The sequence below is a fragment of the Asticcacaulis sp. P2_C5 genome, assembly GCF_056404555.1.
The window spans coordinates 1-25,254 of sequence record NZ_JBFUDU010000024.1 but is presented as its reverse complement, the minus strand read 5'-3'; the positions used below and the strand labels follow the sequence as shown (position 1 = coordinate 25,254).

The window sequence follows — 25,254 nt, the reverse complement described above, 5'->3', positions numbered from 1 at the left end:
AAGGCCCCGACCAGTTTTTCCCCCATGACATTTCGTGACGGAACGGGCGCAAATTTCCGTGATCGCCACCTTGACTCTGCGTTATTTATGAGAACAAAATAAGAATATCACTTCGGCTATCGAGAGAAGCCGGCGGCGATAGGGCGCCAGACAGACCAATAGACACGGGTGGTAGCGGTTGTGCCCGGGACGTGATCTACAGCGAGCTGTCGTAGGAACGGGAGGGGTTTGTGCGTATATTTTATGGCCTGCCTTTGGTGGCAGTTCTGTTTGCGTCGCCGGTTTTGGCCGACAAATTCGTTATCACACCGTCTGGACACCCTGAGGTCGTTTTCCCTGGGGACGACGTTCAAACGGCGAATAGCAAAATAGTCGATGCATGCATGTTGGCAGGATGGAAGGTCAGAGATCAGAACCAGACGCAAATCATCTGCGAAATCAAGATTGGTGATTTTACATCAGCTCTGCAACAGGCCCTTATTGGCAACAAATATTCGACGAAGCCTACATCCTATGTGCGCATTAGCCTCTCGCAAATCGGTAACAGTTCCAGAGCCCAGGCAGCAAGTTGGTTCGAGGTACCTATGGGTTTCGGCCAGGTACAGACCGTCGATTACGAGGGTGATGACAATTTCAACAATCTCGAGAAGTTCCTGATCAAGGCCGGTGGCAAGTTTCCGGAGGGCACACGAATTCCAGGTCCCTACATAGGGATACAGGGAAAAGTCGTTAAGTCGGGAAATTCTGCCGTCTTCAACGTCGAAAGCCTGGATCCCAGTTCGCCGGCAGAGGTCGCCAAAATAGCCGTCCAGGATCAGATTATCGCCATTTCGGGCAAGCGGTTCAAATCCGATCAAGAGATGATCCGTCGCATTATGAAGCTGCCGGTTCATAAATCCTACACCCTCACGGTTCTGCGAAATGGCACTCAAGTCGAACTGCAGGTGGAGTGGGAAGAGCGCCCGCCCATCGGCGCCGTCGCGGGGATGGATGTTACCGATCTCGAGGATGAAGTCGTTGAAGACGCTGTCGAGCCGTCAGAGCCGCAATACGCGACCCTTTCCGCCCAGGATGAACTCGGCAAGTGGGGCGACCTGCTGGAACGAGGACTGATCACGCAAGAAGAATTCAACGCTAAAAAGAAGCAGTTGCTCGATTTGCCGTAAAAGATCGCTTCTTGCGTGGCGGGTACGAAAATAGCCGTCTGACCCCGTGCACCGGCAGCCAATCTTACCCCAGATACACGATCCTGTTCTTGCCTTTTGTCGTGCGCAGTTCGGCGAGATTGGCCTTGTGTTCACCCGATCGATAGGCCTCGCTGGCCGTCCCTTCGATGTACCAGGTCTTCTTGATGTCCTGTTGCATCATATGGGCGGCATACAGATGGCCCTGGAAGAAGGCGTCCACGAGGCCGGGAATCCAGGCCAGGGGCGGAAATATCTTGGCCAGTTCCTCGATCGTCGTCAGGCCGGAATCAAGCAGCAGAATGATCAGTGACATGATCATTGTCATGGGCGTCACGCGCGCCCGCAGGCCGTGGACCAGCAGGATCAGGCCGGCGATAACCGAATAGGCCATGCCGACACCGGGTATGGGAACCAGGGCCAGGATACCGTCCAGCCCGATAATATTGATCGGCCCGATACCGATGATACGATCCGACAGCCGCTTGACCGACTCGATCGAGTCGTAGATGCGGTCGATGTCGTGTTGCGTCCTGGCCTGCATGGGTGCCCCCGAAAGCGCTGTTAACCGTCTTGCGCCTGCCCAACTAAGGCCACGAGGCTGTGAATTGTCAATGTAGGATCGATAACGGAGGGGGAGATGGTGCGCCTGCTGCAACAGATACTGCGAATCACCGGCATCGCCCTGGCCGCGGCCATGCTGATCGTGGCCGCCATCTGCCTGGCCAATCCACACCGCCCGCTATTCTATCTGATCGACATCTTCTCGGTACCAATCCTGACCGGCTTCGTTCTGGTGGCAGCCGCCCTGGCGCTGTTGCGCCAGAGATGGGCTGGTGGCATGGCCGGGATTGCCGTACTGCTGATGGTCATTGCCGTCCTACCGCAGGCGGCGCCGCACCAGACCGCGCCGGACAAAAGCCGGTCGCCGCTGCGCCTGGTTTTCGCCAACCTGCTGATCCGCAATACCACGCCGGAAAAGCTGTTGCCGTGGGTCGATAAGCAAAATCCTGACGTCGTCGCCCTGGTCGAGGCCGATCCCGACTCGCGCGCTGCCCTGATCGAAGGCCTGAAAGCCACGCGTCCCTATATGGTCAGGCGCTACGACATGGTGGTGATGTCGCGCTATCCCCTCAGCCATTTCAAGGCGCGTCCGGCCGGCTTCGCTCTGGCGACGGTCGATATCGCCGCACCCGACGGCCGCATCACCCTTGCCCTGGCGCATATGACCCGACCGTGGCCATTCAAGAGCCCCGCCGACCAGCCACGTCAGTTCGATCGCCTGGCCAGCGATCTCGATCGCAGCCTAGCCAAGCGCTTCGTCATGGTCGGGGACTTCAACACGCCGCCCCTGGCCTCGGGCATGCACGACTTCACGCATCGCGCCGACCTGCACACCGCCCCGGCGCTCGGCGGCACCTGGCCGACCTTCCTGCCGTCGCTGCTGCGCGTGACCATCGACAATGCCATGGCCAGCCCGGATATCATTTTTGCCAGGCGTCGGGTGGGCGGCTTCGATGGCTCCGACCACCGCCCGATCTGCGTCGACATCTATCCTGCCAAAACGCCCGAACACTAAACCTTAGGCGTCTTCGTCTTGGGCGCGGACACTGCGGGCGCTTCCGGCTTGGCAACCGCCAGATCCTTGGCGATCATCTTGGGTGCCGTTGCCTTCACCACCGCTTCAGCCGCCTTGGCAACTGGCGCCGTTGTTGCGGCCGCCGCCTTGACGACCGGCGCAGGGTCGGTAGCGGCCTTGGCAACTTTCGGCGCGTCCTCAGCCACAGCTTCAACGGCCGGCTTTGTAACCGTCTCGACCGCCTTGACAGCCGCGACAGGCGCTTCGGCCGCAGCCTTGGCAACCTTCGGTGCGGCTTCTACCACAGCCTCAACAGCCGGCTTGGTCACGGTCTCGACAGCCTTGGCAGCCGCGGCCGGCACTTCGACTGCTGCCTTCGCGACCTTCGGCGCGGCTTCAGCTACAGCCTCGACGGCCGGCTTTGCAACGGCCTCAACCACCTTGGCGGCAGGAGGCGTGACCTCGGCAATGGCTTCGGCAACGGCCGGCACGACCAGTGTTTCAGTGACCGGATCGATCAAGGGCTTGGTGTCGACGCTGGCTTTGACAGTGTCGGCTACAGCTTTTGTCGCCTTTTCAACGACCGGCTCGGCGGCCGCCACTGTATCAGCGACCGTCTCCGTCACGACATCGACTGCCTTTTCGACCACAGCAGCTTCAGCCTTCAGCGCCGCTTCGATAGGCTTGACCATGTCCGCGGGGGCCTCGGCCGAGATCCCGGCGCTTTCCGCCGTCAGGAGCGTGGCCTTGCCCCATGAGGTGAAGCCCGGCCATTTGGCGGGCAGATCGCCGAGCTGCGGCAGATCCTTGACGAGGCTTCCGCTCTTGCTCAGGCTCTGGGCGACAGCCCAGGCGCCGACACCGAAGCTGGTGGCAGCCCAGAACGGCACCCACATCGGCGACAGCGCACCGACCCAGAAATTCATGGCCTTTTCGGAAGCGGCCTTGATCTCGTCGGGATTGGAGAAGGGAAATTTCGGCGGTTCAACGACTGACATGCTTAACATCTCTGACCTCGGGTCCTGGAGGAATGCCCATATTGCGCCGCAACATAACATAAACCGGCACGGACTCCAAACAGGAGAATTCGCCTCACGGCAATTTGACGCCTACCGACACTTATACATTATTTATAAAGTCCACACACGGGCCTTGCCACCCGCTTCACCGAATACCGTAACGACGTCCTCGGCAATCGCCGTTAGTTGCACTGCAAAATTTTCCGGCGGATTGATCGCCACCAGGGCGCAACCATTCATCTTCATAGGGTTCCATAGCGGCCGCAGGCGCAGTTCAGCGACGACGATTTCGGGCGGTTGTTCCAACTCGCCCTCGCTGACCTCGCGCTCGAGGTCGCGCAGCCAGGCGTCGAAGGTTTCCAGGTCCTTCAGTGGCAACCAGATCAGCGCCCGGGCATCGGCCCGCGCCGCCAGGACGGCGCGCAGGCACTCGACCAGATTGGCGTAGTCGTCGCCGCGTTCAAACGGCGGATCGATCAGATAGAACAGGCCCCGCGCATCGTTCGTCACCTCGACGGCAACGGCATAACCGTCTTCCTTCAAGGCGTAGCCGCGCGGTTCGACCCGCGCCTGCAACAGCGCGAAATCGTCGTCACGCAGTTCGCAACCAATATAGCCGTCGCCCGTCCGCGCCTGGTCGAGCACCAGGACCGGCGAGCCCGGATAGATACCGATACGTTCACGAAACCCGGCCTTCAGGTTCTTGGCGCGGACATAGTCGACCAGCGGCTTGAGACTGGCTGGCACATCACCATCCAGCAGGTACTTGATGCCCGCTTCGGCCTCTTTCGAGCGCGCAAAATCGGGATTCGACAGGTCGTAATAGCCCGCCCCGGCATGCGTATCGACCACCAGCAGCGATGAGTCATCGGCGCGCAGCAGGCGCAGAAACGCCAGGACGGCAGCATGCTTGGCCAGGTCGGCAAAGTTTCCGGCGTGAAAACCGTGTCTGTAATTCATGGTGTCTCGGGTTTGTAGGCCAGGATCAGCAGGGTCTGGCCGAACAGGCCGGATTTTTCGACAAAGGCATTGGGCAGGGGATAGACGAGATAGCGTTTGATCCACACCAGCGCGTCGCGCAAGGCGAAAGTCAGGGGATTACGGCCGAACGTCTTTAACAGCCCCCGCCGCAGCCCGAGCGTAATCGCCACGCCATAGGGCGGCGGCGAGCCGATATAGGCGACCTTGTAACCGCAGGACTGGAACAGGCTGCGCAGGACGGGCGCCGTGAACTGGTTAACGTGTTCGGGAAAAATCAGCGCCTTGGAGCCCGCCCCACGCAACATCCGGTCCAGCGCGTCGTAGTTGGGCACGCCGATCAGGGCCGCGCCACCGGGTTTCAGCTTTTTCAGGGCCGTTTCGACAAAGGCGCGCGGTTCCAACAGATGTTCCAGGATATCGAACATGGTCAGCACGGCGATGGCGTCGTCTTCACAGGTCGACAGGTCGCCGTCGATCATGGTCACACCGAACAGGCTTTCAGCGGCCGCGCGCGCCTTGCTGCTGATCTCGATGCCGACCGCCTCATAGCCCATCTCGGACAGCGCCTTGACGGCTGCGCCCTGGCCTGCGCCGTAATCGACCGCCAATCCGCTCCGCGCTGCGTCCGGCAAGGCCTTGAGAAAGCCGCCGATCAGCGTCTTCTTGTCCTCTATGGCGTTGCGGTAGTCGTCGGGGTGGTCCGAGCCATAGGCATAAACCGTGGCGGCCTCGTAATAGGCGTTGAGGTAGTCCTGGGTCGGCCGGGGTGACATATGGACAAAGCCGCAGCCGCTACAGCGCACCGTGGCGTAGCCATCGGCCAGATCATAGAGCTTCGTCGCTTGGAGCGATCCGCACAGGGGACAGGTCATGGGAATATCCTCACAACCCGCCGTTTAAGCTGATTCTAAAAACTAATTCTAAAGCTTGGGCGTCTGTTCGCGCACGATCTGCAGCACATCGGCCAGCAGCGATTCCGTCGTCGGCCACGCGCCCGCGCCCTTGCCGGTGACGTACCACGTGTCCCCGTTGTCCAACTCAATGATCGCACGGTTCTGCTCACCACGCGCGCCGACCAGGTAATGATCGCGGTCCAGCACTTCCAGTTTCATCGACGCCTGCAACCCCTGAGGCGTCTGGAAACAACGCGCGACATAGCGCAGGCCCTTGCCCGGCGGGATAATCAGCGAATCCTCGGTGATCTGCCCGACCTCGAGATGGGCCGGCGTCTGGCCCGGAAAGGCGATTTCGCGCAGCAGTTTCAGCTTGGCGCCGACATCGGTGCCGTCGAGATCGGCCGTCGAATCCGGCTCGGCGAAGCCCAACCGGCGGGCCTCGTCCATGGCGGCATCGAAGCTTTTCCCGGATTCTACCTGGTCGATGACGAAGTTGGACGTTCCGTTCAGCACACCGCAAAAGGCCGTCACCTTGTGGCTCTTCACCGCGCGCTTCAGCGCCTCGATAACCGGCGCGCCGCCGCCGACGCTGGCCGAATAGGTCAACATGGCGCCGGACGCCTTGGCGGCGGCGCGCAGTTTGTCGCCCGACGCAGCGACAGCCTGCTTGTTGGCGCTGGTCACCGACACGCCGGCCTTGAGGAATCCTTCCAGCAGTTCGGCCGACGGCGACACGCCGGTGCCGATATCGACAAAGACATCGACATCGTTGCGCACGAAGTTGCGCGCGTCCGACGTAAACGCCGCCGCTAGGGGATGATCACGGCGCTTCGACGGATCGCGGACCAGGACGCGATCGACCTCGATCAGGTCGGACCATTCCAGGCAGCGTTCCAGGAACTTGGCCCCCACCCCACCGGCGCCCATGACGGCGACGCGGATACGACGCTTCAGGACCGGCGCCGTGCGGTAGGCTGTCGGCGCGCCCATCACGGTCTGGTAACCCTTGCTCAGCCCGGCGACCTCGACCGTCATGGCGTGATCGGCGGCGTAGCGCATGGCCTTGTTCTGCACCACCGGGAAGGCGATGCGCATGGCTTCGTCCCAGTCCAGGGCGTCGTATGGCTTGGCCGAATCTCCGACCTGGGCTGGATCATTGTCATAGATGGCGTCGACGTCCTTATACAGCCGCACGGGGACGTCCAGGGCCTTGGCGATATAGACGGCGGTCAGGTCCGATCCGCCACGGCCGAGCAGAACCGGTTCGCCGGCGGCATTTTCGGCGACATAGCCCGGCACGACGACCAGATCGACCTTTTCCAGATCGCGCGTCAGGACGTCGGGCTTCATGGCGACTGGATTGGCGTTGAGGTGTTCACCCTCAGCCACCAGGCCGATTTCCGCCGCCGAACGAAACTGCGTCGGAATGCCGGAGCGTTCGCACGCCATGGCCAGCAGGGTAGCGGCGCGCATCTCGCCGGTCGCCACCAGATGCGGCGTGGCGGACGACGACGAGGCTTGGGTATAGGCGCCGGCCAGGCGCAGCAACTGATCGGTCTGGCCTTTGAAAGCCGAAACCACGGCGATCACTTTGCGGGCATCGCGGGTATAGCGATAGATTTCCGATACGGCGCGATGCAGCGCGCTTTCGGACACCAGCACCGAACCACCGAATTTAACGACGAGAATTGACATAGGCCTGCCCTGATCCTGTTCGCTCGGTCGCTACAAGACCTTGGCGCAAAGGAAAAGCGAAAACTGTGCCCGGCTGGATTTTTGCCCAACTCGCGTTTACAATCGCCTGGATTTCGAGCGTGGGATGGCTTCATGAACAAGCGCGGTATCTATGCCTGGTGGGTCGTAGGAATCGTCTGCGGTCTTTTCTGCCTCTTTTTCCTGACCGTCGCCGTCGCAGCCTATGTCAAGGCCCAGGACATGATTGTCGTCCGCAACGGTTTTTTCGAGGACTATATGAAGCTCTCCGTCGTTTCGAGCGTGCTCGGGCTTGTCTTTGGCGGCGTCTCGGTCTTTGGCCTGACCCGCCGGCGCAAACTGCCGCCGCCCGCCGATGAGCATTTCTGATACCCCCTGAAATGCGGGATTTTCTCCCTGCAGCCTGCGATTAAACTCCCCCGCTCAGGTGGAGCACAGCCATGTCCAGATCTTGGGTATTCGCAAGCGTTATCGGTGGCGTGGCCGCCGCACTGCTGGTCGCCGGTATCGCCCCGGCCGTCGGCACCAGTCTCCAGGTCCAGGTGCGCGACGCCGCAGGCCGCCCCGTTCCCAACGCGACGGTGTGCGCCGGCACCGCCAACGACCGGGCGTCGCGCGGCTTTGCGAAGACCAACGCCAATGGGCTCGCCATCGTCGCCCTGGCGACACCGAGCGGCAGCCCAATAGCCATGGTCGTGACAGCAAACCTCGGGACGCGCGGCGCGGCGGTAACCACCACCGGCATTGCTGCGCCGATGCTGACCCTGCCCGCTTCCGGTGGTCCGGCCTGTCCCGAAAACACCACCCAGGTCGGCCCGGGCAGGTTTGTCGTCGACGGCACGACCATTCGCGACCATATCAATGAGGTGGCGCGAGACCGCCCGGAATTGATCGGGCCGATCAACATGGCGCCCGAGCGCTGTTTCGGCGCGGCCGGCACCGGCTGCAATGACAGCATCGGCGGCGTCGGCACCTGCATCGGCGGATCGTGTACCATCAACGCCGGCAGTTGGCAGCACGATGAATGCTGCCTGCGCAACCGCAGTGGCGGCATGTGCGACGGCAAGTTCGAGGAAATCTTCACGGCCCAGGGCGTTGGCGGCCCGCCCCAGGTCTGCCAAGCCGAATTCAATATGGCCTTTTCGCGTGTCGGCACGCCGCTCAGCTGGCGCCGCCAGATCAACGTCAATACCGTCAATAATTCCGGCACGGTCGATTTCACCAATTATTGCGCCCCGGCCGGTAGTTTCATGCCGCGCGGGGAAGCCAACCGCTTCTGCTGTTCGCGCCAGGCGCGCGCGCTGAACGCCGCCGAGTCCGCAGCCGTTTCGGTGGCCCATTTGCAAACCCTGACCGGCGGCGACACTATCCAGATTTGCCGGTAAGTCAGCCTCGGAGACCGCATATGCGACGGACGTATTTATATTATGTGGCTACGGCCTCCTTCATTATCGCCGCTTTGAGTTCGTTCATGGTGGGCGTGCTAGAGTGGCGCGAACCAGCGCTTCCCAATCATTGGTACAATTCGCCTTATTTCAACTTCACCCTGGCGTTCGTTTTCTTGACAGCCGCCGCAACCCAGATCGTACGAATTTGGCGGCTTAAGGCGCTGGCAGTCACTACGCCATCCTAAGGCTTGAACCCTGAAGCCATTTGCGCCACAAGCGCGCCATGCCCGTTCGCGCCTACAGTCTGCTGATCCTCACCGCCTTTATCTGGGCCGGGAACAGTGTGGCAGGCAAGATCGGCGCGGGCCATATCGACCCCATCCTGCTGACCAGCCTGCGTTGGGGCATCGCCGCCCTGGTCATCTGCGTCTGGTCCGTCCCGAAACTGCGCGCCGACTGGCCCGTTATCAAGCAATACTGGCCCCTGCTTCTGCTTTATGGCGCCAGCGGTTTTGCCGCCTTTAACATGCTGCTCTATTCCGCCCTGACCCAGACGGCGGCGGTTAATGTCATGATCGAACAGGCCGGCATCCCGATCTTTATCTTCCTCGGCAATTTCCTGCTGTTCCGCACGCGGGCGACCCTGGCGCAACTGGCGGGCTTTGTCCTGACCTTCGCCGGCATCCTGATCACCGCCAGCCACGGTGATATCGGCCGCCTGCTGCGCCTGGAGCTCAATACCGGCGACGTCATGATGCTGGCTGCCGTCATCATCTACGCAGGCTATACGGTGGCGCTCAAATGGAAGCCGCCCCTGCACTGGCAAAGCTTCCTGGCCATTCCTTGCGCCGCCGCCGCCCTCACCTGCCTTCCGATCCTCGCCTGGCGTGACACCAACCATCCATTCACAGCCCCCGACTCGATCGGCTGGGGCGTCGTCCTGTATGCTGCCCTGTTCGTCGCCTTGCTGGCCTCGGCGACCTATATCGCCGGGGTCGAGCTGATCGGCGCCAACCGAGCCGGGCTGTTCATCAATCTGCTGCCGATCTTCGGCGTCATCCAGTCGGTGATCATCCTGCGCGAGCCGTTGCACGGGTTCCATATCGTGGCGCTGGTCCTTGTCTGCGCCGGGATCGTCATGGCTGAATGGAGCCGGTTGCAACCGACGTCCCGACGGCACAACATCTGAGTCTCTGTTACGAGAAAGACGTCTTTTTTCCACGCAGAAACCGGCCAATTCCCGTGGATTTCCTTTATCGATCCAAGCTCTGGTATTGACCGTCTGCAGCTCTGCTGGCAATGAAGACTTGGGGCTATGGAGGTGGATCGCTTAAGCGTAAATTAAGCGCTGGGTTGATGCCGCGGGAATTTCATCACGCGTTTTAACTGTAAAAAAAGGGACAAAGCTCCCGTCCGTGACGGCGTCAAAAATACCGGGTCCGGGCAGCGTCGAGCGCCATATGGGCGGCGAAAGTCCTGCGACCACGGTGCCAGGCTCAGGTCAAACATCGAGATATCTGTTTGTCGACGGTTGTCGCGACTGGACTCTATAGAGAATATTAGGAATCGAACCTGAAACATGACAGTTTCTCCCACCATGAATATCGCGTTCAACAAGACGGCCAGTCAAAGCTCTGTATCCCCCTGGTCGCGCCAAGACGATGCCAAGGGTGCGCTGATAGGAGATCCAGACAGAATGTTTGGATTTCATACTGCGGAAGAAGACAGCCCGTGGTGGGAGGTGGATCTTGGCCAAATTTACGCCGTCCAGAGCATAATCCTCTACAACCGACGCGATGGTTTTATCGAGAAGGCTAGAACTGTGTCGGTCGAAGTGTCGACGGACAATGAAAACTGGACCCTGATCCATTCCGGCCTGGTCTATTTCGGCCACGGTCCCGACTTACCTCCGTTTACCCTGCCGCTCGCCGGTCGTTTTTCAGTCCGACATGTCCGGCTGCGACTGCATGAGAAAAACTTTTTCCACCTTTGGAAGGTCGAGGTTCTCGTCTATGGCATTCAAAGTCGGGTCATGGAGTTACGTGAGCAACTTGGAATGACCTTCCCGGTGCGCGACCTGGATGCCAATGGCAAGGGAAATGCCGGTTACGACGTTATAGCGGCAACGTCTGAGGATATGAGCGGGCCTCTCATCGGCCTTGACGTAAATGACAACGGTGCCTACGGAAATAGTGTCGTTCAATACGCGACAGCCGTGGAAATGGCCCAGACACTCGGCCTGAAATATATTCGCGCCGCCACGGGCAAACTGGTCAAATTGAACGCACCTGTCGTCTTAGGTGACATTACCGTCCTTCCGGGAGGGGCTGAACTGCCTGGCGGAGGCTGCTTCCTGCGCGGCAATTTCTTTTTCCGCAACCATCTCCGGCCGGCACTCAAGAATAGTACGCCGCAGAGTTACCACGACCTTGTCCACGACCACGTATCCCAGCTCTACAAATCGGTACTCGCCAAAAAAATACCCAGGCAGAAGACCGATGAATTGACGATTCACATCCGGTCCGGCGACATCTTCCGAACCTGGATTCATGCTGATTATGTCCAGCCGCCACTTTCCTTTTATCAGTTGGTAATCAACCAGGTCGTCGACAAAAAACGCATCAAGCGCGTCCGACTTGTCTTCGAAGATCGCGGCAATCCTGTCGTTGACGCGCTGGAGGCTTTTCTGTTGGCATCGAATATTCCTTTTTCCTGCCAGAGCGGATCGGCCGAAGAGGATATCGCCGCCCTGATTGACGCCCCCCATATGGTGTACGGGGTCGGCACGTTCGGGCCGGCGGTCTGTCAGTTTTCGGATATCGTCGAGTCTGTGTACTATTTCTCTCCGGACAATTCATGCCCGTTCAAAGGCATACCGAATATAGGCAAGATCGTTCACATTAGCGACGCCGGAGACTATATCAAACCTGGCGAATGGAAGAATAGCCCCGAGCAGCGCGCTACCATGGTCGAATACCCGGTGGAAAAACTGGTCGTGCTCGGCGAATGGTCTCACACGGTAAAACGCAAGGCATCGAGCTCTGCAAAATCAGGTTGGGAGTCAATCGTTCCCGTGCATAATTTCATCCAGGCGGTCTCGCGCGGCCTGAAAGGTTAGTCTCAACCAGGCCCGCTCGGCACAGATTTGTGGTCGTTGAAACGGCCCTTAAACTTTACAATAGCGTGGATGACGGCTACGGGAGCGCACTTTCACCACTTCCATACCTCAAGATCACATGATGTAGTCCTTGACTCGCCATGCCCTAAGTAACCTTTGATAGCATCGGAACACGTTATGACTACATCTTCTCGTAAAGTTGCTCTGATTACGGGAGTCACCGGACAAGACGGTTCATATCTGGCGGAATTCCTGCTCGGCAAGGGCTACGAGGTGCACGGTATCAAGCGCAGGACCTCGCTGTTCAATACCGACCGCATCGACCATCTTTTCGAAGAAGGTATAGAGGGCCGCTTGCCGTTTTTCCTGCATCATGGCGATATGACCGATGCGTCGTCCCTGATGCGCATTCTTCAGCTTGTAAAACCTGACGAAGTTTACAACCTGGCAGCCCAAAGCCACGTTGCGGTGTCATTCGAGGAGCCCGAATACACCGCCAATTCCGACGGTCTGGGCGTGCTTCGCCTGCTGGAAGCGATCCGCAGTCTGGGCATGAAGGACAAGACGCGCTTCTACCAGGCCTCGACATCGGAACTGTACGGCCTGGTCCAGGAGACGCCGCAAAAGGAAACAACGCCTTTCTATCCGCGCAGTCCGTACGGTGTCGCCAAGCTTTACGCCTATTGGATCGTCGTCAATTATCGCGAGGCCTATGGCCTCTACGCCTGCAATGGCATTCTCTTCAATCACGAAAGCCCGCGCCGCGGCGAAACCTTTGTGACGCGCAAGATCACCCGCGCCCTGGCACGCATAGCCCTGGGGACTCAATCGCAGCTGCGCCTCGGCAATATGGACAGCCTGCGCGACTGGGGCCACGCCCGTGACTATGTCGAAATGCAATGGATGATGTTGCAGCAGGAAGAGCCCGAAGATTTCGTGATCGCCACCGGCGAGCAGCACAGCGTCCGTGAGTTCGTTACCCTGGCCGCCCAGCATCTGGGCATGACGATCGAATGGCAGGGAGACGGGATCAGTGAAACCGGGGTCCTTGCCGCGACCACCATCGATATCTTGCGGCCGCGGATAGGCGAAGCCATTGTCGCAGTCGACGAACGCCATTTCCGGCCGGCCGAAGTCGAAAGCCTGCTGGGCGATGCCACCAAGGCGCGTGAGAAACTGGGCTGGAAGGCGCAGATCGATTTCCCGACACTTGTCGCCGAAATGACCGACGCCGATCTTCTCGAAGCGCGTCGTGAGCAAAATCTGAATAGCGTCGGTTGATCCCATGAAGCTCCTTGTTACCGGCGGCGGCGGTATGGTCGGGCGCAACCTGCGTCAACATCCAGGTCTGAGTTCTTATGACGTCCTGGCGCCTTCCAGTGCGGAACTGGATCTCACCGACACCCGCGCGACCTTCGACTGGTTCGAGCGGAACCGGCCCGATATTGTCGTTCATGCTGCCGGCAAGGTTGGTGGCATCCAGGCCAATATTGCCGCTCCGGTCGAGTTTTTGACGCGCAACACCGACATGGGGCGTAATGTCATCCTGGCCGCGCGCCAGGCCGGCGTAAAGAGATTGCTGAACCTGTCCAGCTCCTGCATCTATCCCCGCAATGGCGTCAATCCCTTGACCGAGGACATGATCCTGACGGGGGAATTGGAGCCGACGAACGAAGGCTATGCCATTGCCAAGATCTTCGCGCTTCGCCTGTGCCAGTACCTGCGCCGCGAAAGTCCTGAACTTCTCTATAAGACCCTGATCCCGTGCAACCTGTACGGTCCCTTCGACCATTTCGACCCAGCCGTCTCGCATATGGTTCCGGCGGTTATCCGCAAGATTCATAGCGCACATGTTGCCGGCGCTAATGAAGTCGAGCTGTGGGGCGACGGAACGGCCCGGCGTGAGTTCATGTATGTCGGTGATCTCGCCGACGCCATCATTTCGGCCATAGGTGATTTCGAGGCGTTACCCGACGTGATGAATGTCGGCCTGGGACACGATTACAGCATCAACGACTATTATGCGACCGTCGCCGAAGTCGTCGGGTGGAAGGGTAGGTTTGTTCATGACCTCACCAAGCCTACCGGCATGAGGCAAAAGCTGGTCGACGTCACCCGCCAGACGCAGTGGGGCTTCTCTCCCGCCACGGATTTGCGCGATGGCCTTGCCCAAACCTACCGCTATTTTTTGGAGACCTCCGTATGAGCTTTAAGTATCCACTCGCCACCGCCACCTGGGATGCCGCGGAATACGCGGCCATCGACGACGTAGTGCGCAGCGGCATGTTTACGATGGGCCCCAAGGTCGCGGAATTCGAAAAACGCTTTGCCGACTACCAGGGCAGCCGCTACGCCGTGATGGTCAATTCCGGCTCGTCGGCCAACCTGCTAATGATCGCCAGCCTGTTTTATTCCACTGATGCAAAATTGAAGTTGCAGCCCGGCGACGAGATCATCGTCCCCGCCGTTTCATGGCCCACAACCTACTATCCGCTGCATCAGTATGGCTTGAAGCAGGTGTTTGTCGATATCGACCTGCACACCCTGAACTACGACCTCAAGGCGCTTGAGGCGGCGGTCAGCGACAGGACGCGGGCGATCATGGTCGTCAACCTGCTGGGCAACCCCAATGATTTTACGGAAATCGAGCGCATTATCGCCGGTCGTGACATCATTGTGGTTGAAGACAATTGTGAATCGCTGGGCTCTGAATTCAACGGCAGGAAGGGCGGTTCTTTCGGCGTTGTCGGTTCGTTTTCAAGCTTCTTCTCCCATCATATCTCGACGATGGAGGGCGGCCTGGTTACGACCAACGACGAAGAGCTCTATCATATCATGCTGTCGCTTCGCGCTCATGGCTGGACGCGCAACCTGCCCAAGGTCAATCGCCTGACCGGCACCAAATCCGACGATCCGTTCGAAGAGGCGTTCAAGTTTGTCCTGCCCGGCTACAATTTCCGGCCGCTCGAAATGTCGGGCGCGATCGGCATCGAACAGGTCAAGAAACTGCCGTCCCTGATTACGGAACGGCGCAAAAACGCTGAATATTTGAAGCAGTATGTCGGCGATCACCCCGACTTCGCCATTCAGCGTGAAATCGGCGCCAGCAGCTGGTTCGGTTTTGCCCTGGTTATTCGCCCGGGCTCGGCCCTGACGCGTAAAGAACTGGTGCAGCGCCTGACGGCCGGCGGGTTCGAATGCCGGCCGATCGTTGCGGGCAACTTCGCCAAGAACAAGGTCATGGACCTTATGGCGCATGAGATTCACGGCTCGCTGGACAATGCCGACCATATCGACACGCACGGCCTGTTTATCGGCAACCATCATTATCCAATCGAGGACGCATTGCAGGAACTTGCAGCTATCTGAAGCATGTCGTGCGTACAAGCGACGGCGCAGACGGAGTGGTAAGCATGAATTGGCAGGACGCGAGCCCATGAAAGTTGAGCCACCCTCACTTGAAAAATCAATTAAAACACGGTTCGCTGCCGTACTCAGAAGTGATGGATTTTCCGGTTCAGGAAGGACCTTTCGGCGGACTATCAATGGGATAATCTGCATTGTGCAATTCCAAGGCAGCCGCGCTGGGGGAAGTTTTGCGGTCAACCTCGGCCTGCAGCCTGTCGCTATCCTTGACGAGCAAGAAACAACGCCAGGCGCTAAAAAGCTAAGCGAGGCTGACTGTGAGTTCAGGCGCCGATTAGCTGCCAATGGCGGTGACCAATGGTGGTCCTACTCTAACCAGCTAAGTCTGGACGCGGCATTGGACGATGCCTTGCATGTCTACACCGCCGTGGGACGGCATGCATTTGCGTTGCAGACAGGCTCCGATGCTCCCCTTTACACGATCACGCCACAAGCGTTCGCCGAAGGTCGTCTCGATTTGTCCGGCTTCAAGACGACGAACGTCAGAATTGCACGCGCGCTTGCTCTGATGCGTTTGGCAGATGGCCGGACAGACGACGCAATAGCCTTCGCAAAACTGGCTCTCGAAGTGCTGGGACAAGCCTCAGGACTGAGGCGAGAACTCGAAGTGATCGCTAATGGTCCTTAGCAATGCGTCGATCGACCATAACGATGACGACCGCGGTGTTATCCCAAATCCAAAAGCTAGAACGAACGTCGCCCGGCGCGATGGCGGCCTCTTGACGCAACTGCGAAATTGAGCGATTAAATTGATCACTCATCGAGACCAGCCGAGGGAAAGGCCCGACGACGCTGGGGCAACCGCCACATGCCTGTGGAATGGTGCCAACTCCTACAGGGCTCATTTCCCTGACAGATGAGAGACGCGAACACCCGCCAATGGACGCGGGGAGTCGATCTCTCGACTGGTCACGATGACTATTCTTTTCCGTGACCGGACACACCATGAACGCGATCTCACTTGATCTTCCTGACCTTGTCGGCACCGATATTGTCGCCGTCATTCCCGCCGATTTCCGCCTGGAAAGCGGCCAGATGCTGGCGCAAAAAGATGTGGTGGCGCGCCTCTACGGTCCGCGTAATGCACCCGTCGTCGTGGCCGCCGGTGGCATTTCGGCCGGCCGCGTCCTGTTTGCCAAGGAAGACGCCACCGACACGGCGCCCGGCTGGTGGGAAGGCGTCGCAGGCCCCGGCGAAGCGCTCGACCTCAATATCTGGCGCGTGCTCAGCATCGAGTTTGCGCCCCAGCTGCCGGCCAGTCAGATCTATACCATCACCACCCACGACCAGGCGCGCCTGGTGAAGCTGCTGCTCGACCAGATTCAGGTCGATCGCATCTATTCCTTTATCGGTGCCTCCTACGGCGCCATGATCGGCCTGGCGTTTGCCGAGCTCTATCCCGATGCTGTTGAGCGTCTCTGTATTATCTCGGCCGCCCATCGCGCCCATCCGATGGCAACGGCGTTCCGCGGCTTGCAACGCCGTCTGCTGATGTTCGGCAAGGAGACCGGCCGTGACGCCGAAGGCATTTCGCTGGCCCGCCAGCTGGCCATGACGACCTATCGCTCTGACGCCGAATTTGCCGAGCGTTTCGACGGCCCGGCACCGGATCTGGCCGGCGAGAACTATACGGTCTGCGGTTATCTGCGGGCGCGCGGCGACGCCTATGCCGCCACCGACGTCAACCGCTGGATCGCCATGTCGGACAGCCTGGATCGCCACCGGGTCGATCCGGCAAAGATCAAGGCGCGCGTCTATCTCGCCGCAGTACCGACCGATCGCCTGGTCCCGTTCGCCGACATGCAGTTGCTGCACGAGGGCCTGCGGGACAGCGTGCTAATCGAATTCCCCTCGCTCTACGGCCACGACGCCTTCCTCAAAGAGATCAAGCTGGTGTCGGAAATCGTCAAGACATCCCTGACGCAGTGAGGTTTTTATTGGAACCGCGAATGAACGCGAATAAACGCGAATATTCGAACCTGTCCTGAAAAGACAGCGAAAGCCCGAGCCATCATCTGAGCGCCTTCAGCGCTCACTTCATTCGCGTTTATTCGCGTTCATTCGCGGTTCCCAACCTTCCAACCGCCTGTCCCCTATTCGAGACCATGAAAGACTTCCTCAAAGACGCCAGCCTGGCCACCAAGGTCATCAATATCGGCATCGACAGCGACCCGGCGCACGGCTCGGTCATGCCGCCGATCTATCTCAGCACCAACTACTCGTTCGAAGGCTTCGGCAAGAAGCGTACCTATGACTATGCGCGCTCCGGCAACCCAACGCGCGAGATTATCGCCGAGGTGATCGCCGAACTGGAAGGCGGCGTTGGCGCGGTGATGACCGCCTCTGGCCTGGCGGCGCTCGACCTGCTGTGGCAGGACCTGCCCGGCAATCGCCGCGTTGTGGTGCCTCACGACTGCTACGGCGGCACTCAGCGCCTGCTCAATGCCCGCGCCAAACAGGGCCTGATCGAGGTCGTCTATGTCGACCAGGGCGATGACGCCGCCCTGGTCGAAGCCCTGTCGCAGCCGACCGCCCTGCTTTTGCTGGAAACGCCCTCCAATCCGCTGATGCGCCTGATCGATCTCGAAAAACTGATCGCGCTGGGTCATGCTGCTGGGGCGCGCGTCGCCGTCGATAACACCTTCCTGTCGCCGGCCCTGCAGAACCCAATCGAGTTCGGCGCCGATTTTGTCGTCCATTCGACGACCAAATATATCAACGGCCACTCCGACGTCATCGGCGGCGCTTTGGTCTGCACAAAGCCGGAAGACGTCACCCTCTATCGCTGGTGGGCCAATTGCGTCGGCGCCACGGCGCCGGCGTTTGACAGCTACATGACCCTGCGCGGCGTGCGCACCCTGTTCGTCCGTGTCCGCCAACAGCAGCAATCGGCCCAGGCGGTTGCTGAATATCTCCACACCCATCCGGCCGTCGCCGTCGTCCACTATCCCGGCCTGCCTTCGCATCCCCAGCACGACCTGGCCAAGAAACAGCAGAAGGGCTTCGGCGCCATGATGAGCTTCGAGCTCAAAGGCGGGCTCGAGGCGGTGAAAATCCTGTTTGATCATATCGAACTGTTCTCCCTGGCGGAATCGCTGGGCGGGATCGAAAGCCTGATCGTCCATCCGGGTTCGATGACCCATGCCGCCATGTCGCCGGACGCCCAGGCCACGGCAGGCATCACCGGCGGACTGATCCGCCTGTCGATCGGCCTGGAAGACGCACCCGACCTGATCAAAGCCCTCGAACGCGGCCTTAACTTTCTGTAACTTGCGTGTAACGGCGTTCGCGCGCAGTCTTCGCCGACAACTTCCGGGGAGATGACGATGCGTGTTTGGGCAGGATATTTACTGGTGGCCGCCCTGGCCGTGCCTGGTCTGGCCCACGCCCAGGCGGCAAAGGTCGATCATATCGCCGTCACCGAGGAGGTCCTGCAGGCCGAGCGCGACTTTGCCGCCGACACCAAGGCCAACGGCTTTCATCGCGGCTTCATCGCCTGGTCGACGCCCGATGCCATAGGCTTCCTGCCCCAGGCCGCCAACTTCCACGCCAGCCTGGCCGCAGACCTGGCTGCCGACCCCACCCTCGCCGACAAACCGACCAAGCTGCGCTGGGGCCCCTTCTATGCCGGCGTGGCGTCGTCCGGCGATCTGGCTTTCGACCTGGGCCCGTGGACCATCGAAGGCACCGACCGCGCCGGTTGGTTCTTCACCATCTGGCAGAAGCAGGCCGACGGCACGTGGCGCTGGACACTGGACGGCGGTGCGGGCAAGGATACCCCGGCCAACCTGCCGGCTGAGGGCCGGTACATGCGCCTGATCAGCAATGTCGACAAGGACATTCCTGCCGGACTTGAAGAAGGCCTGGCGCAGGACGATGCACGTAATCTTCTGGTCGCCCAAAAGCCTGCAGCCGAGGTGTTCGCCGGCATCGGCGGCACTCAGCCCGTCATTGCTTCTGACGATGTGGCGCCGTTTATCCCCGGCAACTGGCCCTACCCGGAACAGGACGGTTCGCCACCACCACCACCGGGCGCCATGGACGCCTTCATGGCCGTGAAGACCGCCGCCATTGCCGCCCGCCCGGCGCCCGGCCTGGTCTGGACGCGCGACGGCCAGGGGGCATCAAAAGCCGGTGACTATGTCTACACCTACGGCAGGGCCGTCGCCGCCGACGGCACCTATGTCGGCCATTATGTTCGCCTGTGGGACAAGGTCGGAGAGCCGGGCACCTGGGTGCTGCTGATCGACGTCTTCCAGAAATAGCTGTAATCAAGGCGCCGAACCCACAGCCTGACAGGGAGATAACCACGGCCAGCCATTTTATCTGGTACGAACTGCTTACCGCCGATCTCGACGCCGCCAGCGCCTTTTACAGCGAAGTCGTCGGATGGAAGGTTGTTGCCGGCATGACCCCCGGCATGGACTATCGCATGATCCGGGCCGGGACTAAGGATATCGGTGGCATGATGGCTATCGCGGCGGACGGCATGGCGCCCGCCTGGTTCGGCTATGTCAATGTTGAAGATGTCGACCAGAAGGTCACGGCGTTTGAGGCAGCGGGCGGCAAGGTCGCCTGGCCCGCCAACGATCTGGAAGGTGTCGGGCGCATGGCCATGGTCGAGGACCCGCAGGGCGCGCTGATCTATCTCATGACGCCGGCCGTTGGTGGAAACAGCGGCGCCTTCAGCCGTGAAGCCTTCGGCCATTGCGGCTGGAACGAATATCACGCCCGGGACGGGGTCGCGGCCTGTGAATTCTACACCGCGCAACTGGGCTGGGAGAAGAGCCGCGCGATGGATATGGGCGCCATGGGAGTGTATCAGGTCTTCTCGGCCGACGGCGTCGACACCGGCGGGATCATGACCAATCCCCTGCCGCGGCCGGCGTGGCTGTTCTATTTCAACACCGGCGATATCGATGCGGCGGTGGAGCGCATTACCGGGGGCGGCGGCGCCATTCAGTTGCCGCCGATGGAGGTGCCAGGCGGGCAATGGGCCGTCGTGGCGCGCGACCCGCAAGGCGCAATGTTCGGCCTTCTCGGCACGCGGGCTGCCTAGGCTGGGCCGCTCCTATCTATAATCATCCAACGAAAATCCGCGGCAATGGCCCAGGAAGCCGATGCCGCGTTCCAGCCAGATCCGGCGTTCGAACTCACCATTGGGATCATATTGGTCGATATAGCGGATGCCGACCTTGTCATCGTACAGGTACTTGATCCGCACCAGATTGTTCGTCCGGAGCGCAATGACCTTGCCGGTCATTTCGCCTTCACCGGCACGCGGCGCGGCCGGCGCCTCGTTCTCGATCGAGAAGGTTGCGCCGTCACGGTCGAACCGATCGCTGCGCGGAACGGCGAACAGGTTGCCGCTGCCGTCCTTCAGCCCGCACGACGCCTTGTCGCGCCAGGTGGTATAGCTAAGCCCCTGGCCTTTTTCCGTTGCCGCCAGCAGATCCTCGGCCTTGGTTCCGCCGCCGGCATAGTTGATGCGGTGCTTGGCCGGATTGATGACTATGAAGTTTTCGCCATCGGCATAGACGCCGGGTGTCGTGTCTTCCTGCTGCTGGCAGCCTGCCAGAGCCAGAAAAACAGCCAGTGGCCAGAACGTCTTGAGCATGAAGGTCCCATTTCCTGTTGTTTCGCCGCAACCTAACCCAAGTCCGAGGTGTGGTCGAATCGCCAGACGCCGATCGGTTTTTTTCGTTTGGACTTGTGCTTTTCCGGTATGCTGGCCTATCCGGAATCGGAGTCACAGATGTATATACCCGCCACCGACCGCTACGCCGCCATGCCCTTCCGTCGCTGTGGTGCGTCAGGCCTGAAACTGCCGGCCATCAGCCTGGGCCTGTGGCAGAACTTCGGCGGCATCGATGCCTACGAGACCCAGCGCGCCATCCTGCGCCGCGCTTTCGATTGCGGCGTTACCCATTTCGACCTGGCCAACAATTACGGTCCGCCGCCGGGTTCGTCCGAGGAAAACTTCGGCCGCATGATGGCAAGCGACTTCTCGGGCCTGCGCGATGAGCTGATTATCTCCAGCAAGGCCGGCTGGGACATGTGGCCCGGCCCCTATGGCGGGCTGAACGGGTCGAAGAAATACCTGATCGCGTCCTGCGACCAGAGCCTGAAGCGGATTGGTCTCGACTATGTCGACATCTTCTATTCGCACCGTGTCGACCCCTTCACCCCGCTGGAAGAAACCATGGGAGCGCTGGCGCAGCTGGTCCGCCAGGGCAAGGCGCTGTATGTCGGCATCTCCAACCACAATGCCGAGCTGACCAGGCAATGTGCCGCCATTCTCGCGTCGGAAGGCGTGCCCCTGACCATCAACCAGCCGAACTACAGCCTGCTCGATCGCTGGATCGAGCCCGACCTGATCCCGGTCAATACAGCAGCCGGCGCCGGCATGATCGTCTTTTCGCCGCTGCAGCAGGGCTTTCTCAGCGATAAATATCTCGGCGGCGTGCCAGGGGATTCACGCGCCGGCCGACTCGACTGGGTCAGGTCACGCCTGACGCCCGAAGTGCTGGGCCGCATCGAAGCGCTGAATGTCGTCGCCCAGGGACGCGGCCAGAGTCTGGCCCAGATGGCCCTGGCCTGGACCTCGCGCGACCCGGCCGTGACCTCGACGCTGATCGGCGCCCGTACCGTGGCGCAACTTGATGACAGTCTGGGCGCCCTCACCCACCTGTCCTTCACGGCCGACGAACTGGCGGAACTGGACCGGATCACGCGTGGCGACCCGGAGATCTTCACCGCACCGCCCAAGGCAAACGGTGACGATCTCCGGGCCAATCCGTATTTTTAGGTCCTGGTTCTGATATCGCCGCAGACTGCGGGACAATCAGTATTTTTTAACACAGATGCCACCGATGAACACAGATTTCAGGCTATACTTTCAACGCCAGGCATTTACCCACCCATAAGGCGCGAAGCGCATTTAAGATAACGACAACCGTCGTTTCATTACTTCATCTTATCTGTGTCATCTGTGAGATCTGTGTTAACCCCGACGTACGATGTCGAAAACTCAGACCTTTCAGGCCCGGATCAGCGTCACATTGATATTGCCGCGCGTGGCGTTGGAATAGGGACAGACCTGGTGCGCGGCGGCGATCAGCTTGTCGGCCACATCACCGTCGATGCCGGGCAGCGAGATTTTCAGCGTCACTTCGATGCCGAAACCGTTCGGCGTCGGCCCGATGCCTACGGACGATTCGATGCTGGCATCGGCCGGCACGGCGATCTTTTCCTTAGCTCCGACGAATTTCAACGCGCCGATAAAGCAGGCGGCATAACCCATGCCGAACAATTGCTCCGGATTGGTGCCGTCGCCGCCGGCCCCACCCAGTTCCTTCGGCGTCGACAGTTTCAGGTTCAGATTGCCGCTGCTGGCGGTGCCTTCGCGCCCGCCCGTGGCCTTGGCGTGGGCGGTATAGGCGGCGGTGATCGATTGGGTCATTTTCATTCTCCGTTGTTGATGGCGAACAATTATATTGTGCACAATATATTGTCAAGCCCGTTGTGTACGATATAATTGTCAACATGGAAAACTCTTCTCCCATTCCCGAACTGCAACTGGACAACCAGCTGTGCTTCGCCGTCTATTCGGCTGCCCATGCCTTTGCCCAGGCCTACCGCCCCTGGCTCGAACCCATGGGCCTCACCTACCCGCAATATCTGGTCATGCTGCTGCTGTGGGAGCGCGATGCCCGATCGGTCAACGAACTGGGCCAGCCGTTACAGCTCGATTCCGGCACCTTGACGCCTCTGCTGAAACGTATGGAAAAAGCCGGGTTCATCACCCGTGGTCGCGACGAAAAAGACGAACGGATCACCCGCATTCACCTGACCGAACTGGGCGCCGGCCTGCGTGACCAGGCGCAAAAGATCCCGGAAGCCATGCTCTGCGCCTCCGGCCTGCAACTGGATGGCCTCATTGCCCTGCGCGAGCAGGTCAAGGCTCTGGGGAATAGCCTGCGCGCCGGATAGAAAAAGGGGCTCCAAACCCTTTCTTTTGTCGTACATAAACGCTCGAAATAATGGGAAAAATCCGAAAATACGCTTGTCATCCCTGAAAACCTGACCTAAAAATCAGACAAATATAAAATGTCACCGGGATGGACATCATGCGCGCCACCGTATCGCTTCTCGCTCTTTCGCTTCTCGCCTTTACAGCTGCTGGCGCCCAGGCAGCAACGCCGGCTGCGACCCTGAAGGTCGACACCACCCATCCCGGCGCCACGATCAACCGCAATATCTTCGGCCAGTTTGCCGAACACCTGGGCCAAGGCATCTACAGCGGTATCTGGGTCGGCAAGGACTCCCCCATTCCCAATACGCGCGGTATCCGCAACGATGTCGTAGCCGCCCTGAAAGACCTGAAGGTCCCCAATGTCCGCTGGCCTGGCGGCTGTTTTGCCGACGAATACCACTGGCGCCGCGGCATCGGTCCGGAGCGCAAGCCGTCGATGAATGCGAACTGGGGCGGCGTTATCGAACCCAACACCTTCGGCACCGATGAATTCTTCGACTTCGTCCAGCAGATTGGCACGGATGCCTATGTTTCGGTGAATGTCGGATCCGGCACGCCCGGCGAGGCCGCCGAATGGCTGGAATATATGACTGCCAGCACGGAGGACGCCCTGGGCGCCGAGCGCGCCAAAAATGGTCACCCTGCGCCCTATAAGGTCGCCTATGTCGGCCTGGGGAACGAAAGCTGGGACTGCGGCGGCGGAATGTCGCCTGACTTCTATGTCAGCCAGATGAAGATGCATTCGCGCTTCGTGCGCAACTACAATCCCGACCAGACCATGAGCCGCATCGCTGTCGGCCCGAACGGTGGCAATACCGAGTATACTGAAGCGGTGATGAAGGCCTATCAGGGCCATAGCTGGGCCTGGAGCATCGAAGGCCTGTCGCTGCACTCCTATACGACGGGCGGCGGCTTCCCTGTATCGCAGCCATCAACCGGTTTCAGCGAAAAGCAATATGCGGTGATGCTCAAGGACACCCTGGGCATGGAAGACCTGGTCACCACGCACAGTGCGATCATGGACAAGTACGACCCCGAAAAGAAGGTCCCTCTGGTCGTTGACGAATGGGGCGCCTGGTATGCGCCCACCCCCGGCTCTAATCCCGGCTTCCTGGTCCAGCAGAATTCCCAGCGCGACGCCGTCCTGGCAGCGTTGAACATCAATATCTTCGCACGCCACGCCGACCGCGTACGCATGGCCAATATTGCCCAGATGATCAACGTCCTGCAGGCCATGATCGTGACCGATGGGCCGAAGATGGTGCTGACCCCGACCTATCATGTCTTCCACATGTATATCCCCTTCCAGGACGCCACCCTGATCCCGGTGACCTTCGATGCCGGCACCTATACCTATGGCGACATCACCCTGCCCCGCTTCGACGCGACGGCAGCGAAGGGCAAGGATGGCAAGACCTATCTGGCCCTGGTCAATCTCGACCCGAACCAGCCACTGGATGTCGACGCCTCGGTCCTCGGCTTCACCGCCAAGGGTGCGACGGGCCAGACCCTGAGCGCGCCTAAGATCGACAGCGTCAACACCTTCGAACAGCCCAATACAGTCGCGCCCAAGCCCTATACGGCCAAGGCCAAGAACGGCAAGCTGGTGCTGAAACTGGCCCCGGAATCGGTGACCGTGGTCGCGCTGGATTAGGGCTTTATCTAGCAGTCTGCTGAAAAACCTGTAGCCATTCTGCGTTTGTCGTGATTCCCTTCTTTAGCGAGAAGGAGATAGCGATGCGTGGTGAGTTTCGGGATCAGGTTGGCCTATTTTCTTACGTATCCTTGGAAGAGCGCGTCCCCGATGGCCACCCGCTTCGCAAGGTCCGAGAGTTGGTTCGCGCCGTTCTGGTCGACCTGAACGCGGATTTTTCGGCCATATATTCGGATGAAGGCCGTCCTTCCATTCCACCTG

At 60.0% G+C, this 25,254-nt stretch carries 25 protein-coding genes and 1 riboswitch; of the genes, 18 read left to right on the top strand and 7 right to left on the bottom strand.

Annotated features, from left to right (window positions below):
* The first annotated feature begins 230 nt into the window (after positions 1-230).
* Positions 231-1,166, top strand: coding sequence for an SHOCT domain-containing protein (locus tag AC1DXO_RS25670; protein WP_476981065.1), 936 nt, complete (start codon positions 231-233; stop codon positions 1,164-1,166).
* A 64-nt stretch (positions 1,167-1,230) separates the two neighbouring features.
* Here the strand turns inward: AC1DXO_RS25670 and AC1DXO_RS25665 are convergent, their stop codons facing one another.
* Positions 1,231-1,728, bottom strand: coding sequence for a DUF4112 domain-containing protein (locus AC1DXO_RS25665; protein WP_476981064.1), 498 nt, complete (start codon positions 1,726-1,728; stop codon positions 1,231-1,233).
* 96 nt (positions 1,729-1,824) lie between these two features.
* On the opposite strand from AC1DXO_RS25665, the gene AC1DXO_RS25660 reads away from it, so the two are divergent.
* Positions 1,825-2,763 (top strand): endonuclease/exonuclease/phosphatase family protein, encoded by a 939-nt coding sequence (locus AC1DXO_RS25660; protein WP_476981063.1) that lies wholly within the window; start codon positions 1,825-1,827, stop codon positions 2,761-2,763.
* On the opposite strand, the gene AC1DXO_RS25655 is transcribed toward AC1DXO_RS25660, so the two are convergent.
* The 4 genes from AC1DXO_RS25655 to AC1DXO_RS25640 all read right to left on the bottom strand — a co-directional run bounded on the left by AC1DXO_RS25655 (position 2,760) and on the right by AC1DXO_RS25640 (position 7,354).
* On the bottom strand, positions 2,760-3,761 hold the full coding sequence (locus AC1DXO_RS25655) for a hypothetical protein (RefSeq protein ID WP_476981062.1): 1,002 nt from the start codon (positions 3,759-3,761) through the stop codon (positions 2,760-2,762). The genes AC1DXO_RS25660 and AC1DXO_RS25655 overlap by 4 nt on opposite strands.
* Before the next feature lie 132 nt (positions 3,762-3,893).
* Complete coding sequence (gene rlmJ, locus AC1DXO_RS25650; RefSeq protein WP_476981061.1) at positions 3,894-4,742, bottom strand: 23S rRNA (adenine(2030)-N(6))-methyltransferase RlmJ; 849 nt, start codon at positions 4,740-4,742, stop codon at positions 3,894-3,896.
* Positions 4,739-5,635, bottom strand: coding sequence for a class I SAM-dependent methyltransferase (locus AC1DXO_RS25645; protein WP_476981060.1), 897 nt, complete (start codon positions 5,633-5,635; stop codon positions 4,739-4,741). Before AC1DXO_RS25645 ends, rlmJ begins: the two co-directional genes overlap by 4 nt.
* A 48-nt stretch (positions 5,636-5,683) precedes the next feature.
* The gene (locus tag AC1DXO_RS25640; protein ID WP_476981059.1) at positions 5,684-7,354 is read right to left on the bottom strand and encodes an amino acid kinase family protein; all 1,671 of its coding nucleotides are present in this window, start codon (positions 7,352-7,354) and stop codon (positions 5,684-5,686) included.
* A 132-nt stretch (positions 7,355-7,486) separates the two neighbouring features.
* On the opposite strand from AC1DXO_RS25640, the gene AC1DXO_RS25635 reads away from it, so the two are divergent.
* From AC1DXO_RS25635 to AC1DXO_RS25580, 12 genes are all read left to right on the top strand, one after another.
* Positions 7,487-7,741 carry a hypothetical protein gene (locus tag AC1DXO_RS25635; RefSeq protein ID WP_476981058.1) on the top strand — a complete coding sequence of 85 codons (255 nt, stop codon included), beginning with the start codon at positions 7,487-7,489 and terminating at the stop codon, positions 7,739-7,741.
* A 71-nt stretch (positions 7,742-7,812) separates the two neighbouring features.
* Positions 7,813-8,757, top strand: coding sequence for a hypothetical protein (locus AC1DXO_RS25630; protein ID WP_476981057.1), 945 nt, complete (start codon positions 7,813-7,815; stop codon positions 8,755-8,757).
* Between the two features lie 286 nt (positions 8,758-9,043).
* Positions 9,044-9,949 (top strand): DMT family transporter, encoded by a 906-nt coding sequence (locus AC1DXO_RS25625; RefSeq protein ID WP_476981056.1) that lies wholly within the window; start codon positions 9,044-9,046, stop codon positions 9,947-9,949.
* Between the two features lie 390 nt (positions 9,950-10,339).
* Positions 10,340-11,878 carry a discoidin domain-containing protein gene (locus tag AC1DXO_RS25620; protein WP_476981055.1) on the top strand — a complete coding sequence of 513 codons (1,539 nt, stop codon included), beginning with the start codon at positions 10,340-10,342 and terminating at the stop codon, positions 11,876-11,878.
* Between the two features lie 177 nt (positions 11,879-12,055).
* Positions 12,056-13,159, top strand: coding sequence for a GDP-mannose 4,6-dehydratase (gmd, locus tag AC1DXO_RS25615; RefSeq protein ID WP_476981054.1), 1,104 nt, complete (start codon positions 12,056-12,058; stop codon positions 13,157-13,159).
* A gap of 4 nt (positions 13,160-13,163) precedes the next feature.
* Entirely contained in the window at positions 13,164-14,084 is a 921-nt protein-coding gene (locus tag AC1DXO_RS25610) for a GDP-L-fucose synthase family protein (protein ID WP_476981053.1), read from the top strand.
* The gene (locus tag AC1DXO_RS25605; RefSeq protein ID WP_476981052.1) at positions 14,081-15,247 is read left to right on the top strand and encodes a DegT/DnrJ/EryC1/StrS family aminotransferase; all 1,167 of its coding nucleotides are present in this window, start codon (positions 14,081-14,083) and stop codon (positions 15,245-15,247) included. Before AC1DXO_RS25610 ends, AC1DXO_RS25605 begins: the two co-directional genes overlap by 4 nt.
* Positions 15,248-15,314: 67 nt before the next feature.
* Positions 15,315-15,932 carry a DUF4304 domain-containing protein gene (locus tag AC1DXO_RS25600; protein WP_476981051.1) on the top strand — a complete coding sequence of 206 codons (618 nt, stop codon included), beginning with the start codon at positions 15,315-15,317 and terminating at the stop codon, positions 15,930-15,932.
* Between the two features lie 126 nt (positions 15,933-16,058).
* Positions 16,059-16,167: riboswitch (SAM riboswitch) on the top strand.
* Positions 16,168-16,249: 82 nt separating this feature from the next.
* Positions 16,250-17,233, top strand: a complete 984-nt coding sequence (metX, locus tag AC1DXO_RS25595) for a homoserine O-succinyltransferase MetX (RefSeq protein WP_476981050.1) — start codon at positions 16,250-16,252, stop codon at positions 17,231-17,233.
* A gap of 176 nt (positions 17,234-17,409) precedes the next feature.
* Positions 17,410-18,573: a cystathionine gamma-synthase gene (metB, locus tag AC1DXO_RS25590; protein WP_476981049.1), complete on the top strand. Its 1,164-nt coding sequence runs from the start codon at positions 17,410-17,412 to the stop codon at positions 18,571-18,573.
* Positions 18,574-18,630: 57 nt separating this feature from the next.
* On the top strand, positions 18,631-19,569 hold the full coding sequence (locus tag AC1DXO_RS25585) for a hypothetical protein (RefSeq protein WP_476981048.1): 939 nt from the start codon (positions 18,631-18,633) through the stop codon (positions 19,567-19,569).
* Complete coding sequence (locus AC1DXO_RS25580; protein WP_476981047.1) at positions 19,509-20,363, top strand: VOC family protein; 855 nt, start codon at positions 19,509-19,511, stop codon at positions 20,361-20,363. Before AC1DXO_RS25585 ends, AC1DXO_RS25580 begins: the two co-directional genes overlap by 61 nt.
* 12 nt (positions 20,364-20,375) lie before the next feature.
* On the opposite strand, the gene AC1DXO_RS25575 is transcribed toward AC1DXO_RS25580, so the two are convergent.
* Positions 20,376-20,921: a hypothetical protein gene (locus tag AC1DXO_RS25575; protein ID WP_476981046.1), complete on the bottom strand. Its 546-nt coding sequence runs from the start codon at positions 20,919-20,921 to the stop codon at positions 20,376-20,378.
* A gap of 171 nt (positions 20,922-21,092) precedes the next feature.
* On the opposite strand from AC1DXO_RS25575, the gene AC1DXO_RS25570 reads away from it, so the two are divergent.
* A complete protein-coding gene (locus tag AC1DXO_RS25570; protein ID WP_476981076.1) occupies positions 21,093-22,112 on the top strand; it encodes an aldo/keto reductase in 1,020 nt (339 codons plus the stop codon).
* A 231-nt stretch (positions 22,113-22,343) separates the two neighbouring features.
* Here the strand turns inward: AC1DXO_RS25570 and AC1DXO_RS25565 are convergent, their stop codons facing one another.
* On the bottom strand, positions 22,344-22,766 hold the full coding sequence (locus AC1DXO_RS25565) for an organic hydroperoxide resistance protein (RefSeq protein WP_476981045.1): 423 nt from the start codon (positions 22,764-22,766) through the stop codon (positions 22,344-22,346).
* A gap of 83 nt (positions 22,767-22,849) precedes the next feature.
* Here AC1DXO_RS25565 and AC1DXO_RS25560 point away from each other — a divergent pair, with 83 nt between their 5' ends.
* The 3 genes from AC1DXO_RS25560 to AC1DXO_RS25550 all read left to right on the top strand — a co-directional run.
* Positions 22,850-23,296: a MarR family winged helix-turn-helix transcriptional regulator gene (locus AC1DXO_RS25560; RefSeq protein ID WP_476981044.1), complete on the top strand. Its 447-nt coding sequence runs from the start codon at positions 22,850-22,852 to the stop codon at positions 23,294-23,296.
* A 137-nt stretch (positions 23,297-23,433) separates the two neighbouring features.
* Complete coding sequence (locus tag AC1DXO_RS25555) at positions 23,434-24,993, top strand: alpha-N-arabinofuranosidase (protein ID WP_476981043.1); 1,560 nt, start codon at positions 23,434-23,436, stop codon at positions 24,991-24,993.
* Between the two features lie 83 nt (positions 24,994-25,076).
* Positions 25,077-25,254, top strand: a 178-nt coding sequence (locus AC1DXO_RS25550; RefSeq protein ID WP_476981075.1) for a transposase, incomplete at its 3' end; no start/stop codon positions are given.